This window comes from Dysgonomonas reticulitermitis, from assembly GCF_054601275.1.
Window position 1 is genome coordinate 1 of the sequence record NZ_BAAHWU010000011.1, and the last position, 18,044, is coordinate 18,044.

Genomic DNA, 18,044 nt, shown 5'->3' on the forward strand with positions numbered 1-18,044 from the left:
GGTAAGTGCTTATCAGGTTGCTTACAAGCAAGCGGCAGTCTATCTGCTTCTGCACGAGCTGGGCTTCAGTTTTCAGCGTTCGCGAGGCAAATATCCCGAAAAGGACGAAACCAAGCGCGAAACAGCTAAAACAGATATAAAAAAACTTTAGAACAATGTGCTGAAAATCAGGATACGATTGTCTTATTTCAAGACGAGTTTTCGTTAAGCAACACTGCAACTCTTTCCGCCCCATGGTCACTCAAAGGCAAGCAACCCGAGATAGACTGCAAACAAGTCAAAAGAGAGCGGGTAACAGGCTTTGGAAGCGTTAACCCTCTTAGCGGGCAACTGACGGTAAATTTTGCTCAAAAAGGAAACTCGGACTCTTTTAAGAAACACTTGCGAAAAGTTCTGCGGACTTACAAAGACAAACAAAAGATCATCATGTATGTTGATAATGTTCGTTTCCATCACGCGAAAATACTCAAACCATTTCTTGAGGCGCACCCAAAGCTCGAAATTAGATATTTACCCGCATATTCTCCCGACCTCAATCCGGTAGAAAGAGTATGGTGGTATATGCGAAAAAGCATTACTCACAATCGTTATTTATCATCTCTCAAAGAACGCATTGCCAAATTCTGGCGACTATTTTCATCGGCGGACAGGCCGAATGAATTCATTAAAAATATTTGTGTAATTAATTTTTAGATATTATATAGTTTCCTCGAACTTGAATCGGTAAGTCATAAAAGGGTCTTTCTGAATCCAGTCATTAGAATAAGCGATACGCATAATCTTCTTTACTTGTTTCAATCGGGTGATAGCTGTATTCTGTGCACAATTCTTCTCAGTCTTTAAAAAGGTATCGAATTTCTGAATGAAGGGTAGATCAATATCCTTTAGATTGATATCGGACTTCTTATACTCTTTCTTTAAGAACTCCTTCAGATATCTTACTGTCCCCTCGAAGCGGATAATTGTCTTTTGAGCATAACCTTTACCTTGCAGTTGTTTGATCTCTTTATTATGTTCTTCAAAAACTTCTAGGAGAGTTTTGTGTTTCTCTTCAACACCACAAAATCGGTTACATATCTCCTTTGCGGATATTTCGAGGTTATCGGCTTCGAGTTGTCTGTGGATATTCTGAATTTTAGCTCTGACGGTATCAATATACATATTGATCTCGGTGGACAGCTTGTCTTTGGTTTTAAGCTTCCCTTTAGTCTGATCCCAATTCTCTACTAATGCACTTCTTCGGACAAACATTTCACAGAACCGCTTATCCACAGTGATTCTCATAGCGATAGGGGCTTCTCCGTTTGCTTTGATTTTATTCTTTTTGAGAAAGAATAAAACATGAAAGGATTTTTGTTTCATTTTACTACTTTTTTTGTGGTTAAAATTACGTTTAAACCATCAAGTAGCTATGAGGTAAGTTGCTGACAAATAATGACTAATGCTCAAAATCGTGGACCATTTTTCACACGCTTGCCTGTCCACGATTTAGGCATGTATATACTGTCGTAAATTGCCCTTTTCTGCCTAGTTGGACAAAAGAAAAAACCTTGACTTTCTGCTGAAAATCAAGGTTTTACTTCTTTTTGCATCATTTGCTAGTGATCCCGCTGGGGCTCGAACCCAGGACCCCATCATTAAAAGTGATGTGCTCTACCTGCTGAGCTACGGAATCTCCCTATTGCTTTATTAAAGCGAGTGCAAAGGTAGTCTAAAATATTTATTTACCAAATAATCTGATAGAAAAATACGATCACCAAACATATCATGCGATATAAATATATCATATACAACTATTTATAAAAATTATTTTTCCCTCTTTTCTAAATGAAAACCCTTAGAACCTGTTTAAAAGAGCTATAATAAAATGTTTTGGTAAAATTTAAACAGGCTCTTAGTATTTTAGATTCTTAAATAAAGTACGAGTCTCACGAGCCCTGTTCAAATAGGCAATTAACATATCGCGATCAAAATAATTCGAATTTTCAGGTGTATAAATCAACTTGAACAAGCCTAGCAATTCCTTGTCTGTAAATTGGTCTAATATATCATTAAATAGCTCCTTGTCATCCATTTCAAAATACAGTAGCGCTAAACGCTCTTTTGTACCCAAATTATCAGGATCTAACTCCAACAGGTTTTCGGTATAATAAGCAGCCTGACTGTAATCTTCCTCCTTTATACAGATAATGGCCAACCTGTCTATCAGGTGAAAATCTTCCTGACTTTTGGAGTATGCGGATAAATAGATAGATTTGGCTTCGACATAATCCTCAAGTTTAAATGCGATTTCTCCCGCAGCTATTTCCAGATCAATTGATTCGGGATATAAGGCCAAACCCCGTTTTACAATTAGTGTTGCAGCTTTATAATCCTCTTTTTGAAGGAAGAGCCAGGTTTTCTTTACCATCAAATCTTCTGTTTCTCCTATAATACTTTCGTATTCATCAAGGCTGTGCAATGCTTCTTTATACATTTCCAATGACAGATAACATTCCGACAACAGGAGATAAAGAGAAGTATCTTTAGGATAGGACACAAGCAACTCTTTGAAAATCTCAACAGCCTCTTCTACTCTTCCTGCTATAGAGAGACAATGAGCTTTTAATTTCAAAACATTACTGTCCGAATCGTTAATAGTAAGAGCAAAATCGAAGGCATCTATAGCTTTTTCAAACTCCTCTTTCAGCGAAAATAGCTTTCCCAGATTTATCCAGGCTTCATAGGTATAAGGCTCTATATCGAGAATCTTATTCGTTGCGTCTATAGCGGCGTCAAAATCGCCCAACATTTCATAGGCATAAGCCAAATCAGATAAAACTTCAATATTCTCCGGATTGAATTTTAAACTTTCTTGAAAATAAATGGCTGCTTCCTTGAAGCAATCGGCTTCCACATGAAGAAATCCAAGCTCTGCAAAGATATGATCCTGATCTTCTTCCTCTTCTTTCTCCAACAACTCTTCTGTCAAATTATAGGCTTCATCGTAACGTTCCAATTGCAAAAGACACTCTATTTTTAGCAAATATAAATCAAAATTATACTCACCTATTTTATCCAGCATACCGAGTGCCTCTATGTAATCTCCGTCGTAGATAACAAATTTCACTTTTTTGGCAAGCAAAGATGTGCTTCCGGGATGAATGGCAAGACCTGATTCGATAATCTCTCTTGCAACATCCGCGTTATCCTGCATATCATAATACTCTGCCAAATCACCGAATTCGTCGGCATCAAGATAAATATTTTTACCCGATTCTATTGCCTGTTCGTACCTTCTTGCAAGTTCTGATATATCTTTTCTCGACATTATAACTCCATCTAAAAGAGTGACAAAGGTAATTCAATAGTTCGTTACATCAAACTATTATTCAGCTATGTTTCAGAAGCACGACTTCTGTGTCAAAAAATCTATATAAGAAACCCATTAATATAAACAAGGGATTCACAATTAACCATTTGACAGTGCATTAACAAAGTTGCATATGCAACATATATTTGATAATCAGCAGGATATACTTCATTTTTAACATAGTTTCTTTTGAAACTAATATATTCGTTATATCTTTGTGCCCAATTTAACTCATTTATTAGATATCATAATGAATAAAAGAACTGCGGCAATTGTTGCCATACTAACTTTAGGTTATTCTTCCCTTTTTGCAGGAGGAATATTAACCAATACAAACCAGAGCGCCCATTTCATAAGAATGGTGGCACGTGATGCATCAACACAAATAGATGCCGCATATACCAATCCTGCCGGACTCGTAAAACTGGAAGATGGATTCCATTTTTCTTTTACGAATCAAAGTGCATTTCAGACAAGAACAATTACTTCCACATCTCCTATCTTCAAGATGAATGGAGGCGGAGAAACCCAATCATTCAAAGGGACAGCTTCCGCGCCCATCATTCCAAGTTTGCAAGGTGCATACAAAAAAGGTAAATGGGTGTTGTCCGGAAGTATCGCTGTTTCGGGCGGTGGAGGTAAAGCCACATTCGATAATGGGCTTCCTTCATTTGAGGCTGTAGCAGGAGCAGGTACTTCGGTTGTGCAATTGGCAGGTTATAAAGCAAACCAGTATCAGGTAGATCAGAGTATGAAAGGTTCAAACTTTATATTTGGCGGTCAACTTGGAGGTAGCTACGAGATAAATAAAATGTTTTCGGTTTACGGAGGCTTTAGATTAAATGTTGTAAATAACAAATATGAAGGGTATTTACGTGGGCTTAAAATAAACCTTACTCCTGCTGCTGCTGAAGGTTATTCTCCTCAGATGGTATATGCAGCACAGATTTTTGAAGCAATGGGTGCAAGTCCTAATCTGACAGCTGAACAAAAACAATTGATAGGTATTTTGGCTAAAGCTTCTAGTGACGAAGGTGCACAATTAGAATCTACTCAGTCGGGATGGGGTGTTGCTCCGATAATAGGTTTTAACTTCAATTATGAAAACAAGCTCAACATCGGCATGAAATATGAGTTTAAGACAGCATTAGATGTCGAAAATAGTACCAAGAGGGATGATACAGGTATGTTCTCCGATGGTGTCAATACAGCCCATGATATACCGGCATTGTTTACAGCAGGGGTATCTTATAAGATATTGCCTCAGTTAGAAGCAAGCATCGGCTACCACCGTTTCTTCGATTCAAAAGCTAAGATGGCTGACGGTAAACAAAAAGACGCCGGCTCTACAAATGAATATATCGCAGGTTTAGAATATCAGATTAACAGCATGTTCCTTGTAAGCGCAGGGGGGCAGATAACTAAATATGGTGTAGGAAATACATATCAGAGAGACTTAAGCTTCTCTTGTGATTCTTATTCTATCGGATTAGGTGGTGCTGTCAACATTTCACCTACAGTAAGAATAAATGCAGGATACTTCTGGACTACATATTCGGATTATACAAAAGAACCCGGAGGTGGCATCGGTACGCTGATAACCAATAAAGACGTATTTTCACGTACAAACAAAGTATTTGCCGCCGGAGTAGACTTTTCTTTCTAACCAATATTCAAAATAAAAATAAGTAGGCTGTCAAAAAAGTGTTGACAGCCTACTTGTTTTTATCCCAAAAGCCATTATAAATCAGAGTAAGAGACAGAAAATGTATCTCCCTGAGAGATATCACCCGTTTGCATCCCCTTCTTCAACCAACGTGTACGCTGTGCAGACGTTCCATGATTAAATGCATCGGGGACTGTGTATCCCTGCGATTCCATTTGAAGACGATCATCCCCAATTTGAGTTGCAGCATTCAAACCTTCCTCTATATCCCCGTCTTCCAATGAGTTGAACTTATTATTATCATAAAAAGCCCATACTCCGGCGTAAAAATCGGCTTGTAATTCCAGTCTAACACTCAACTGGTTACTCTCTTTTCGGTTTACCCGCTGCTGTTGTTGATGCACTTTATCTAATGTACCAAGCAGATATTGCACATGGTGGCCAACCTCGTGGGCTATCACGTAAGCATATGCAAAATCGCCTCCTGCGCCCAACTGATCTTTCATCTGGTCAAAAAATGACAAGTCGATGTAAATAGCCTGGTCTGCCGAGCAATAAAACGGCCCTGTCGATGATGAGGCACTCCCGCAACCTGAGGTAGTAGCCCCCGTAAAAAAGATTATTTTCGGAGGTATGTACTTCTTGCCATTCTTATTGAATATATCGGTCCATACATCGTCCGTCCCTGCCAGAATAGTCCGGGAAAATTCTCTAGCCTCATTTTCCTTTTCGGTTGACACATAATTCTGCGACGTAACGCTGCTATCCGAAAGCTGCTGGGATACAAATTCCATCGGATTACCACCTGTAAGCCATATAATCAATCCTACGATAATGGTACCGATAACGCCCAAAGACGTTTTACCTGAACCTTTTCCCCTGCGATCTTCATAATTCTCGCTTTTTCTCCTGCCATCGAGTCTCATATTTTTCCAATACTAAATTGTTAATATAAAAAAAAACAAATATAACGATTCTATTGTTTTCTCAGGTAATCAAGAAATAAACTAAAGATCACCCCAATGCATCCAGCTCGCTCATCCACAGAGATACAGAAGCATCACTCGGCATACGCCAGTCGCCACGCGGAGAGAGATTGACAGACCCGACCTTTGGGCCGTCGGGCAAACAAGACCGTTTAAATTGTTGGGAGAAAAAACGACGGAAAAAGACTTTGAGCCATTTGAGTATTTCCTCTTTTGTATATTCTTCTCCGAAGGAGTGTTTTGCAAGAAAATATATCTTCGCGGGAGTAAATCCGAAGCGAAGCACATAATATAAAAAGAAATCGTGCAATATATAAGGTCCTACTGTATCCTCTGTTTTTTGAACAATATTCCCGTTTTCATCGGCAGGAAGCAGCTCCGGACTTACAGGCGTGTCTACCACATCGTCCAACACTTCTTTCGAAGCTTTATCCATATGTGTAGCGGATACCCAGGCTACTAATGTGCGGACTAAGGTTTTTGGTATTCCGGTATTAACGGCATACATCGACATGTGATCGCCATTATAAGTACACCAGCCTAAAGCCAGCTCTGACAGGTCGCCTGTACCAATCACCAGCCCATTTACTTTATTAGCATAGTCCATCAATATCTGCGTGCGTTCGCGTGCCTGAGAATTTTCGTAAGTAATGTCGTGGATATTTACATCGTGATCTATATCTTTAAAATGCTGGATAACAGCTTCATTTATAGATATTTCCTTAATGGTAACGCCTAACGACCGCATCAGCTTGACGGCATTGTTGTATGTACGCCCGGTTGTCCCGAATCCCGGCATGGTAATGCCATATATATTCCCGCGAGGGATATTCAGCTTATCGAATGTTTTCACCAAAACAAGCAGAGCCAATGTAGAATCCAATCCACCGGAGATGCCTATTACAGCATTCCGGCTATTGGTATGTAACAGTCGCTTAGCCAATCCACCTATTTGTATCGAGAATATCTCATCGCAACGGTCATTCAACGTACTGTCGCCTGAAGGAACAAAAGGCATTGGCGAAACATATCTGTTCAAGGAAGACTCCTCTACAGATATTTCTCTATCGATGCGGATATTCCGGTATTCAAGTTCATTTATCAGCTTATATTCCGACAATGAAAATGATTTATTCCTGTACCTGTCACTCTTTAAGCGATCTACATCTATATCTGCGACAATCATTTGGCTATCGAACGAAAAACGTTCAGCCTCAGCCAATAACGATCCGTTTTCGGCGATCATGCTACTGCCCGAAAAGACAACATCAGTGGTAGATTCCCCACTACCCGCGGCAGCATATACATATCCGGCAATACAACGTGCCGATTGCTGGGCTATAAGGGATTTCCGATAAATATGTTTTCCTGTAGTTTCATTACTTGCCGACAAGTTGAATACGATTTCCACTCCATTCAAAGAAGCAATACTGGACGGAGGGATTGGTGTCCACAGGTCTTCGCATATTTCAATAGAAAATTTGAAGTCCTGAGTTTCGAAAATAAGATTTATACCAACCGGGACATAACTGTCGCACAAATAAACAACTTCATCTTTTAATTCACCGGAAGGAGAAAACCAACGCTTCTCGTAGAACTCATTGTAATTGGGTAAAAATGTTTTCGGAACAACGCCTAAGATCTTTCCTCCGCAAATTACAATTGCTACATTATAAAGCTTATCAGACACCTCTAAAGGCATTCCCACTATTGTCATTACAGAATATCCTTTTGTTGCATCCAGTATTCTGCGAAGGGACTGTTTCGCGCCTTCGAGCAATGTGCGTTGCAGGAATAAATCGCCACATGTATATCCTGTAATACTTAGTTCAGGGAAGGCAATAGCGGAAACTTTATTTTTTTCAGCATCAGCTACCAGTTTAAGTATCTCATTTATATTATAATCGCAATCTGCGACTTTAAGCGAAGGAGTAGCGGCCGCTACCCGCACAAATCCGTAATTGTTCATAATGAATCAATATTATTTATACAAACTTACGAAAGTTATTTTATTATCATATTAACAGGGCTTTAACCCTTTCTATTTTTTCTTCAACAGGCAACAGGGCATCGATCCAATGAATATGAACGCCTCGCCTTTCCATCCCTCTAAACCATGTCATCTGACGTTTGGCAAACTGATGTATGGCAATTTCGAGCTGAGAGAACATTTCATTATAAGTAAGTTCTTTCAGCACATACATGGTGACATATTTATATTCAAGACCGTAATATATCAGATCCTCAGGTTTCACTCCTTTATCCAGAATATTTTTCACTTCTTCTATCATGCCTTCTTCCAATCTAGCCTTGAGCCTCTGCGTAATCTTTTCGCGCCGTAATTTCCGGTCTATATCTACGCCGACAACCAAACTGTTGAGTGGAGGAAACTCGTTTTGCTCCAGAGGATGCTCTTTTTTATATTCCTCAATCTCAATAGCCCTGATTGCACGTTGTGCGGTATCCACATCCGTAGTATTATGCAATGATTTATAATCTGCAAGTATTTTAGTTAATTCATCCAGACTATAATTTTCATATTTAGCCCGCAGAATTTTATTTTCCGGCACATTTACCAAAGAGTAACCTTTCAGCACCGATTCGATGTATAATCCCGATCCTCCACATAAAACAGGAAGTATACCCCTGCTTTTTATCCCGGTATAAACTTTATGAAAATCGTGTTGATATTCGTAGATATTATACTTGTCGCCAGCCTCACGGATATCTATAAGGTGATAAGGTATCGCTTTGCCGTTAACAATATAGTCTCCCAGATCTTTCCCTGTACCGATATCCATAGACCGGTACACCTGGCGCGAATCTCCACTAATAACCTCTGCGTCGAGGGCATGGGCAAGATGGCAGGCAAACCCTGTCTTTCCCGAGGCAGTAGGCCCCACTATAGTTATCAGATCATATCTGTTCATAATTACAAAATTAAGCTGAAATTCGTATTATTTATCAAAAGACAGAAACAATAAAGGTTTTTCTTTTACGAATTGAAAATAAAAAGATTATAAAATACTTATTATATGCACTTTATCCACAAAAATATATTCTACACAAGAGAGTTCTACCTCTAGCTTCGATTTAAAAAATTTCATATCTTTGCCTTTCCTAAAACTGATATAAAAATAATAAATATGAATACTATCCGGCGAAACTCCGTATTCTTCTTTCTTTTCTTTGTTTTGTTTTCTAATGCAATCAAGGGACAGAATGTCATTTATAATACATCAGACTCCCTCATCTACGAAGATTATATTAAAACCTTTAGCAAAGATGAGAAAAAGCCTTTCAGTGAATTGATAATTAACACGGCAAAATATTTTTTAGAAAAACCATATGTTGCCTCCACTCTCGAAGTTTCGGATAACGAGACTCTTATTGTAAACCTCAGGGAGTTGGATTGCACCACTTTCATGGAGAACTGCGTCGCCCTATCCGGCATTATTAAATTCGGGCGCTCTTCACTCGACGATTATTCCGCCTTACTGACCTATATACGCTACAGAGCCGGCGAAATAGATGGTTACACATCGCGACTTCATTATACAAGCGATTGGGCATACGAGAATGAGGAAAAGGGAATTTTGAAAAATATAAGTGGGGAAATAAGCGGACAGGTGATTCTGAAAACCATCAACTTTATGTCTACTCACCCACAGTCGTATAAACATTTGAAGGATAATAAGGAAAATATTTCCAAAATAAAGAAAATAGAAGATAGTATCAACAGTCGTAAAGCGTATATAGTAATACCTGTTTCAGCAATACCTGTAAGTAGCAAAGAGATACAAAACGGAGATATTGTGGCCTTTGCCACCTCGGCCGACGGATTAGACTATTCACATGTTGGCATTGCCTATTGGGAAAATGAGCAGCTACATTTTATCCATGCTTCGAGTAAGATGAAAAAAGTTGTTATCGAACAAAAGACACTTTTCGAGTACTGTAATGATTCTAAGGGCTGCACAGGAATAAGTATTTTCCGGATTAATAATTAGTTATGGATAACAAAGGCCTTTTACAAGGAATGGGAGGTTGGGCTCAATTCTTCTTTCTTTGGTTTCTTTTTTTCACAGGCATTATTTTCGGATCTTTCATATTGATACTAGGAGTAGATGTGAAAGAAATGGAAACATCTGCGCGCGTTATGCGAATGTCGCAAATGATTTCACAGGTATTTGCTTTCCTGATTCCCGCTTTAGCTTTTTCTTTTTTATGTCAAGGTTCGTCAAAAACATACCTAAAACTAGATATTAAAACAAATCTGGTGCTTTTAGCTCTGGCTATTGTTCTAATATTAGTGATTCAGCCTCTTATTGATGTCATTGCGTATTATAATCAGCAGATGAGCCTTCCGGACTCAATGAAGTTTATAGAGGAAAAGATGAGGGATGGAGAGCTTTCGGCAAAAAAGGCTGTGGAACTTCTATTCTCTGACAAGTCTGTTTTCGGACTGATCTTCAACTTATTAGTTATTGCCATCGTAGCAGGATTGACAGAAGAACTTTTTTTCAGAGGATGTTTACAACAAATCGTGCTTAAGATTTCAAAGAATGAACATATTGCAGTTTGGGTCACTGCAATTATTTTTAGTGTCATTCATTTTCAATTCTTTGGTTTCATTCCCCGGGTACTACTCGGAGCTGTTTTGGGCTACTTATTTGTTTGGTCACGTAATTTATGGGTACCGGTTATAGTTCATACGATAAATAATGCAGCCGGTGTTATTTTTGCATATATATACTATGGGACTTCTGATTATGAACAAATAACAGATGTTAGTTTCGAAACTAACATCCGGTTTATTATTCCAAGTATTATACTAACGTCTATTTTTATAGTGCTTATTTTTAAAAATAGAAAAAGACTAGAAATATCAAAATAGTTTAAGATTAATTATTAACTTTGCATTTTTATTCACACTATGATGAATGTTACGAGAAAGAGAGAAAGCTATAGTTCCCTGATCGACTGGGTCATACGAATTAGTGATTTACTACTCATAAACCTTTTTTTCTTAGTTGTATATTCTATTTTCCGTGATTATGAAATTATAGATAATATACATTACAGAGAGCAGATAATTGCCCTCTTAATTATCAATTTATGTTATTTCTTCGTGAACTCTTTCATCCGTTTCCATATATCTTCCAATATTATTTATTTGGATAGAATTGTACAGAAGTCTACTGTTTTTATAGCGGTATACTCCATTCTTCTTACAGCCGGATTTTCCATATTTAAAGTAATTCCATCCATTCCCATCATACCGTGGATTATAGGATTCTTAACATTAGGAACTCTATTTGTAATGTGGCATATCACTTTCAGAATATTACTGAAGATATATCGCCGTAAAGGCTATAACTATAGGCAAGTCATAATTGTAGGAGGAGGTGTTAATGGTGTCAAAATCCACGAATCTCTTTTATGCAGCGACTTTGGATATAAAATAATGGGATTCTTTGATGATGATCCTGAAAAGATTGGAGCCCTGCCTAATTATTTAGGAAAAGTTTCTGATATAAAGGATTATATAAAAAAGCAGAAGGTTGATGAACTCTTTTGCACTCTGCCGGGAATCGAAGAGGAAACAATTGCAAATCTAATTTTGTTTTCGGAGAAAAACATGATCCGTTTCCAATATATTCCTGAATTCCATAAGTATATAAAGCGAAGGTTTACATTCTACTTTTTGGAATCTACTCCTGTATTGAGCCTGAGAAATGAGCCTCTACAACATTTTTCAAATAGATTCGTAAAACGAAGCTTTGATTTTATCGTATCGGGGATTCTGCTTGTAACAATCTTCCCCATTATTCTCTTAGTATTTGGGATTATAATAAAATTATCCTCTCGCGGGCCAATCCTTTTTATTCAGAAAAGGACAGGTATAAAAGGACAGGAGTTTAACTGTTATAAATTCAGATCCATGAAGCCCAACGAAGAGGCTGACAAGCTTCAGACTGTAGCCAACGACCCTCGTCTTACAAAGGTTGGCGCTTTTATGAGAAAGACTAACATCGACGAACTCCCTCAACTTCTAAACGTTTTCAAAAACGATATGTCCCTTGTCGGGCCTCGTCCTCATATGTTGAAGCATACGGATCAGTACAGCGCCATTATCGACAAATTTATGGTACGCCATCTGGTTAAGCCGGGAATCACCGGTTGGGCTCAAGTTACAGGTTGTAGAGGAGAAACCAAAACGGTAAAAGAGATGGAAGAACGTGTAAAAAGAGACGTATGGTATCTTGAGAACTGGACTTTCTTCCTTGATCTTAAAATCATTTTCCTTACTGTCTTTAATATGTTCAGAGGAGATGAGAAAGCCTTTTAGCCACTTTCTTCGATATTCACTCTTATTTTATCCCCCTTAAGTTTAATGCCTTCCAATACTTTGCGGCATAAATCTGGTGTTCACCATGCGTTTTTGTAAAATTGTGCCTTCCCGAAAAATCTTCTTTTGCACACATATACAGATAATCATTTTTATCGTAGTTTAGTACCGAGTCGATCCCCTTGATTGACGGTACACGGATTGGTCCCGGAGGGAGCCCTGTATGCTGATAAGTATTGTAGGGAGAGTTAATTTTATGTTTATTCAATATCCGCCTGAGCGAGAAGTCGCCGACCGCGAATTTCACGGTAGGGTCGGCTTGCAATGGCTGGCCTATACGGAGCCTGTTCAAATACAATCCGGCAACAACAGGGTATTCATCAGAAAATGTACATTCCTCTTCTACAATAGAAGCGAGTGTAGAAACCTGAGCTGGAGATAATCCTATTTCCTTAGCCTTGGAAATACGCTTTTCGTCCCAAAAACGTGAATATTCCTTTTTCATCCGCTGAAGGAAATCATCAGTATCTATATCCCAATATATTTCATATGTATTAGGTATAAACATAGCTACAACATCTTCGGGTGTAAAACCTAAGGACTCACATGTATTTATATCATTCAGTTTGTTATACAAGCTTTCGTCGGATAACATCAATTGGTCGGATATACGTTTCGATAAATCCGCTTTTGTCCGTATATTATTGAACTTCAATTTTACAGGAACTTGATGACCACTCCGCAAATCCCTAATCAAGTCGTATATAGTCATACCGGGTGCCACAGCATAACGTCCTGTCCGCATATTATCTTTATACCCCAACGCAGTAGACAACATCTCAAAATTTGAAATGCTTTTCACTTTCGCGCTATCTCTGAGTTCGTCTAATAATGCGTTATAATCTTTGCTGTCATCGATATAAACATATACTGTTTTGTCAATATTGAAACCTGTGGATACAATGCTATACCCATAAACAGCAACCGCAATAATAGCGATTACAACTATCAGAAATATGTACAAAATCTTTTTTTTCATATTTATTAAACATTATTCCACAGTGAACAGTCATCAGTCATCAGTTAGCAGTTAGCAGTCAACAAGGCCTTTTCGTCATTGCGAATTGAAAATCGGCGGAGCCAACAGGAGTGAAGCAATCCAGAGTATTGATTATTTCTGGATTGCTTCGGGCGAACCCTCGCAATGACGAGAGAAAAACTCCTTCCTCATTTTAACTAAAAAGTAACAAACTTCTACAGTTATTTTTTAGCCGTTAGCCCCTTGCTCGCGCGGCTACCCTCTTTGTCATCCTGACCGCAGGGAAGGATCCCGATCCCTGAGAGACAGGAGATGCTTCCTGTCGTCAACATGACAAACCGGAATTTAACTAAAAAGTAACAAACCTCTACAGTCAACAGTCATCAACTCGTACCTCGTATCTCGTCGACTCGTAACTTTTTAACTAAAAAGTAACATCTTCCACACTCATTTCGTTTTTTACTTTCTGGATTGCTTCGGGCGAACCCTCGCAATGACGAGAGAAAAACTCCTTCCTCCCCCTGCTGGCGCGGACTTCTAGTCCGTGTCTTGCTCGATAGAGCAAAAGGTTTGCTTCACAACACACAGACGGGACGTCTGCGCGAGCGTGCTAGTAGTTAGCGCTCAGAACTCATAACTTAAAACTCAGAACTCATAACTCATAACTTTTTAACTAAAAAGTAACAAACCTCTACAGTTATCAGTCATCAGTCATCAGTAAACAACCAACAACTCGTACCTCGTATCTCGTCGACTCGTAACTTTTTAACTAAAAAGTAACAAACTCCACACTCATTTGCTAATTTTCAAATTTGCTCATTCGCTAATTTACAAATTATCTATTATAGATAAAACGGACACCGGACAATGCTTCACTTTTCACTTCTAAAAAATAAAAGTTCCATAAATTCTCTCCCTTTTATTAGGCCGTAAGCGCCTTTTGGAGATTCAAATTCGTCGTATACCTGCACATCGTCAGCATCTCCGTTTGATCTATATATAAGAAACGGAATGGGAGTATTGGTATGCGTCTTGATAGCGCAAGGAGTCGGATGATCCGGCAAAATCGCTATCGTGACAGGCTCATTCCAGTCCTTAGTAGCTTCATAAATCAGCCTTACAACACGATTATCGAGATATTCTATCGTTTTGGTTTTCAGTTTGTAATCTCCATCGTGCCCGGCCTCGTCGCTAGCCTCTATATGCAAATATACAAAATCCTCTTCTTTCAATGCCTCGATTGCAGCCTGAGCTTTGCCTTCATAATTTGTATCGTACAACCCGGTAGCTCCTTCCACATGGATTACCTTAAGCCCCGCATAAACTCCAATACCCATAATCAGATCGACGGCAGAGATTACAGAACCACCCTTTATCCCAAATAGTTCCTGCAAGGTTTGCATCTGAGGGCGATAGCCCGGCGACCAGGGCCAGATGCTATTCGCAGGGTCTTTACCTTCTGCTATACGCTTTTTATTCACCGGATGATCTTTAAGAAGTTCCTGAGATTTAATTATCAGATCGTTCAAATAACCGGCGGTTTCTCCGGCTTCGGGCATATCCGGTTTTATAAGGACATCTTTGAATGGAACACCTGTTACATCATGGGGAGGCGTACAATCCAGATGTTTATCACCGTCTTTCAGTTTTAACAGATGGCGATATGATACTCCCGGATAAAAACTAACCTTTCCATCGTTTAAATGCTCATCGAGAAACCTGATCAATTCTGCCGCTTCTTCACTCGATATATGGCCTGCCGAATGATTTTTTATCTTTCCGTCTTCGATACAGATTAAATTACAGCGCATTGCCATCTCTCCGGGTGATATATCGACTCCCATGCTGGCTGCCTCAAGAGAGCCTCTGCCCTCAAATACTTTCGGAAGATCATAACCTAATACTGACAGGTTCGCTATCTCACTCCCCGGTTTAAAACCCGGAGGGATTGTGTCTAACACTCCGCTTCTACCTTTAGCGGCAAGCATATCTATATACGGTTTTTTCGCTGCTTGCAAAGGAGTCTTATCTCCTAAAGCGGCGATAGGCTCGTCGGCCATTCCATCGCCAAGAATAATAATTGTTTTCATTAGCCCCTCCTAGCCTCCTCTTAAGGGAGGAATTAATACCTTTGATAAATAATTTGTAGACCCTCTCTGAAGTCTCCTACTTGGGGAGATTAGAGGGGCGCTTACCTTACATTCGCGATACTGATAATATCAGAGAATACTCCGGCAGCGGTAACACTGGCTCCCGCGCCATATCCTTTTATTATCATCGGATATTCATTGTATCGCTCTGTCGTTATCTGGATAATATTATTACTACCCTCCAGATCGTAGAAAGGATGGCTTTGAGAAACCTCCTGCAAACCCACGCTACATTTTCCATTCTCATATTTAGCCACAAAGCGAAGATGCTTATGTTCACTTTCAAGCTTCTTTCTTCTCTCTTCAAATGTTGAATCCTCTTTCCTTATACTTGCCCAGAACTCCTCAATTGTTCCGTCAAAATAACTCTGGGGAATAAATAAATTCTTTTCCACATCCGACTGCTCTACCGGATAACCGGCTTCACGGGTAAGGATCACCAACTTGCGGACAACATCCGTACCACTAAGATCGATACGTGGATCAGGCTCGGAAAAACCACTCTCTTTTGCCATATAAATAGCTTTACTGAATGGAATATCCGCACTGATCGTATTGAATATAAAATTAAGAGTACCCGAGAGTACAGCTTCTATCTTTATTATCTTATCTCCCGAATTGACAAGGGAGTTCATTGTATTGATAATTGGAAGCCCGGCGCCTACATTTGTTTCGAACAGGAATTTAATATTGCGCTCCCGTGCCGTATTTTTCAGCTTGATGTAACTATCATAACCGGACGAAGCCGCAACTTTATTAGCTGTGACTACAGATATATTTTTCGACATCAGGTCGCCATATATTTCTGCCACCGCATCACTAGCGGTACAATCCACAAATACGGCATTGAATATATTCATATTGATAATGCCCTCTTTGAGTATATCCGGCGAACTGGGGATTCCCCTCTCATCCAATTCAGAGCGATAGTTATCCAAATTAATGCCTTCGCGACAGAATAAAGCCTTCTTCCCACGGGCAATACCCACCACATTCAATTTCAGGGCATATTGCTCCATTAGCTTTGGTTGCTGTTGTCTTATCTGTTCTATCAAATTTCCACCAACAGTCCCTATTCCTACGATGAAAAGGTTCAAAACCTTATAGTCGGAAAGGAAGAACGAGTCGTGGATAGAGTTAAGAGCTTTACGCAAATATTTGTTCTTTATTACAAACGATATATTCACCTCCGAAGCTCCCTGTGCACAGGCAATGACACTAATACCACTTTTCCCGAGAGTTTCGAATAGTTTTCCGGCAATACCGGGAGTATATTTCATATTCTCGCCAACGATAGCTACCGTGGCAAGTTCCCTCTCTAATAAAACGCGATTTATGCTACCCATGGAGATTTCTTTCTCGAATTCTTCCTCTAATACATGTACTGCTAATTCCGCATCGACAGAGCGAACTCCGATAGAAGAACTATTCTCGGACGAAGCCTGAGAAACAAGAAAGACGCTTATACCATTTTTCGCCAAAGCGCGGAATATCCGGTAGTTTACCCCAATAATCCCTACCATTCCCAGCCCTTGCACAGTAATAAGGCAAGAGTCGGCAATGGATGATATTCCTTTTATCTGGGCCTTACTCTTTTTTTCCAACCCATTGTGAGAGATATAGGTTCCGGGAGCATCAGGCCTGAATGTATTTTTTATCCGTATAGGAATATTCTTATGGTAAACAGGGAATATTGTCGGAGGATAAATAATTTTCGCTCCAAAGTTGCAAAGCTCGGTTGCCTCTGTAAAAGAAAGGCTTTCTATTACATGGGCATTATTTATAATCTTAGGATCAGCCGACATAAAGCCGTCCACATCCGACCATATTTCGAGTATATTCGCATTCAATGCAGCAGCGAAAATAGCCGAGGTATAGTCTGAACCTCCACGCCCTAGATTGGTGATCTCACCTGTTGTTTTACACGAAGAAATAAAGCCGGCAACTAACACTTTTTGGCTCGACGACTCGAAGGCATCCTGTATCAGTTTGCTCGACAACTCTATATCCGGTGTATGCTTCCCAAACGCAGAGTCGGTCTTGATTAATTGTGTAACATCCAATAGCTGATAGTCATCGAAAGTATAACTGATGATAAGAGAAGACAGGCGTTCCCCGTAACTGACAATCTTATCCGATGTCTTAGGAGAAAGATCGTTTATGAGGAATACGCCTTTGAAAATATTGCTGAGTTCCTCCAATAATCTGCCGACTTCTACTTCGAGTTCACTCCGGCGATCTCTTGCTATATCGAGCTTGCTGACAACGGTTACATGTTGCTCTATTATTTCCCGGAATTCGCGTTCATAGGAATAATCTCCATTGGCGGCCAAACCGGACGTTAGTAATAATTTGTCCGTTATACCTTTGAAAGCTGAAACAACCACAACTATAGGTTCTTCAACAGAACTTATTATTTTTTTTACGTTAGCGATATTGGTCGCGGAACCTACGGAAGTCCCGCCAAACTTCATTACTTTCATTAATACGTTATTACTT

General features: G+C 39.4%; 13 protein-coding genes, 1 tRNA gene and 1 pseudogene. 6 read left to right on the forward strand and 9 right to left on the reverse strand.

The genetic code is table 11. From position 1 onward, the window contains the following. Both ACYPZI_RS06565 and ACYPZI_RS06570 read left to right on the forward strand, forming a co-directional pair. Nucleotides 1-151, forward strand: a 151-nt coding sequence (locus ACYPZI_RS06565; protein WP_459599934.1) for a winged helix-turn-helix domain-containing protein, incomplete at its 5' end; no start/stop codon positions are given. Between the two features lie 20 nt (nucleotides 152-171). After that, a pseudogene (locus ACYPZI_RS06570) lies at nucleotides 172-693 on the forward strand (IS630 family transposase); the annotation flags it as partial. A gap of 3 nt (nucleotides 694-696) precedes the next feature. Here the strand turns inward: ACYPZI_RS06570 and ACYPZI_RS06575 are convergent. The 3 genes from ACYPZI_RS06575 to ACYPZI_RS06585 all read right to left on the reverse strand — a co-directional run bounded on the left by ACYPZI_RS06575 (nucleotide 697) and on the right by ACYPZI_RS06585 (nucleotide 3,310). Then, complete coding sequence (locus ACYPZI_RS06575; protein WP_459599833.1) at nucleotides 697-1,362, reverse strand: phage integrase SAM-like domain and Arm DNA-binding domain-containing protein; 666 nt, start codon at nucleotides 1,360-1,362, stop codon at nucleotides 697-699. Nucleotides 1,363-1,602: 240 nt separating this feature from the next. Then, nucleotides 1,603-1,675 (reverse strand) — tRNA-Lys (locus tag ACYPZI_RS06580). A 219-nt stretch (nucleotides 1,676-1,894) separates the two neighbouring features. Then, on the reverse strand, nucleotides 1,895-3,310 hold the full coding sequence (locus tag ACYPZI_RS06585; protein ID WP_459599835.1) for a tetratricopeptide repeat protein: 1,416 nt from the start codon (nucleotides 3,308-3,310) through the stop codon (nucleotides 1,895-1,897). Nucleotides 3,311-3,602: 292 nt separating this feature from the next. Between ACYPZI_RS06585 and ACYPZI_RS06590 the strand changes: the two genes are divergently transcribed. Continuing rightward, nucleotides 3,603-5,018, forward strand: a complete 1,416-nt coding sequence (locus ACYPZI_RS06590) for an OmpP1/FadL family transporter (RefSeq protein ID WP_459599837.1) — start codon at nucleotides 3,603-3,605, stop codon at nucleotides 5,016-5,018. A gap of 74 nt (nucleotides 5,019-5,092) precedes the next feature. On the opposite strand, the gene ypfJ is transcribed toward ACYPZI_RS06590, so the two are convergent. From ypfJ to miaA, 3 genes are all read right to left on the reverse strand, one after another. Then, nucleotides 5,093-5,944, reverse strand: coding sequence for a KPN_02809 family neutral zinc metallopeptidase (gene ypfJ, locus ACYPZI_RS06595; RefSeq protein WP_459599839.1), 852 nt, complete (start codon nucleotides 5,942-5,944; stop codon nucleotides 5,093-5,095). Nucleotides 5,945-6,032: 88 nt separating this feature from the next. Further along, the gene (locus ACYPZI_RS06600; protein WP_459599841.1) at nucleotides 6,033-7,973 is read right to left on the reverse strand and encodes an NAD(+) synthase; all 1,941 of its coding nucleotides are present in this window, start codon (nucleotides 7,971-7,973) and stop codon (nucleotides 6,033-6,035) included. Nucleotides 7,974-8,019: 46 nt separating this feature from the next. Next, nucleotides 8,020-8,934, reverse strand: coding sequence for a tRNA (adenosine(37)-N6)-dimethylallyltransferase MiaA (gene miaA, locus ACYPZI_RS06605; protein ID WP_459599843.1), 915 nt, complete (start codon nucleotides 8,932-8,934; stop codon nucleotides 8,020-8,022). Nucleotides 8,935-9,150: 216 nt separating this feature from the next. Here miaA and ACYPZI_RS06610 point away from each other — a divergent pair, with 216 nt between their 5' ends. The 3 genes from ACYPZI_RS06610 to ACYPZI_RS06620 are packed head-to-tail and all read left to right on the forward strand — an operon-like array spanning nucleotide 9,151 to nucleotide 12,356. Further along, on the forward strand, nucleotides 9,151-10,014 hold the full coding sequence (locus ACYPZI_RS06610; RefSeq protein WP_459599845.1) for an N-acetylmuramoyl-L-alanine amidase-like domain-containing protein: 864 nt from the start codon (nucleotides 9,151-9,153) through the stop codon (nucleotides 10,012-10,014). A 2-nt stretch (nucleotides 10,015-10,016) separates the two neighbouring features. Next, nucleotides 10,017-10,901 carry a CPBP family intramembrane glutamic endopeptidase gene (locus tag ACYPZI_RS06615; protein ID WP_459599847.1) on the forward strand — a complete coding sequence of 295 codons (885 nt, stop codon included), beginning with the start codon at nucleotides 10,017-10,019 and terminating at the stop codon, nucleotides 10,899-10,901. Nucleotides 10,902-10,943: 42 nt separating this feature from the next. Further along, entirely contained in the window at nucleotides 10,944-12,356 is a 1,413-nt protein-coding gene (locus tag ACYPZI_RS06620) for an undecaprenyl-phosphate glucose phosphotransferase (protein ID WP_459599936.1), read from the forward strand. A 22-nt stretch (nucleotides 12,357-12,378) separates the two neighbouring features. On the opposite strand, the gene mltG is transcribed toward ACYPZI_RS06620, so the two are convergent. The 3 genes from mltG to thrA all read right to left on the reverse strand — a co-directional run bounded on the left by mltG (nucleotide 12,379) and on the right by thrA (nucleotide 18,028). Continuing rightward, nucleotides 12,379-13,395: an endolytic transglycosylase MltG gene (gene mltG, locus ACYPZI_RS06625; RefSeq protein WP_459599849.1), complete on the reverse strand. Its 1,017-nt coding sequence runs from the start codon at nucleotides 13,393-13,395 to the stop codon at nucleotides 12,379-12,381. 872 nt (nucleotides 13,396-14,267) lie between these two features. Beyond that, nucleotides 14,268-15,485, reverse strand: a complete 1,218-nt coding sequence (locus tag ACYPZI_RS06630) for a cofactor-independent phosphoglycerate mutase (protein WP_459599851.1) — start codon at nucleotides 15,483-15,485, stop codon at nucleotides 14,268-14,270. Between the two features lie 101 nt (nucleotides 15,486-15,586). After that, on the reverse strand, nucleotides 15,587-18,028 hold the full coding sequence (thrA, locus tag ACYPZI_RS06635) for a bifunctional aspartate kinase/homoserine dehydrogenase I (RefSeq protein WP_459599853.1): 2,442 nt from the start codon (nucleotides 18,026-18,028) through the stop codon (nucleotides 15,587-15,589). Nucleotides 18,029-18,044: the final 16 nt, after the last annotated feature.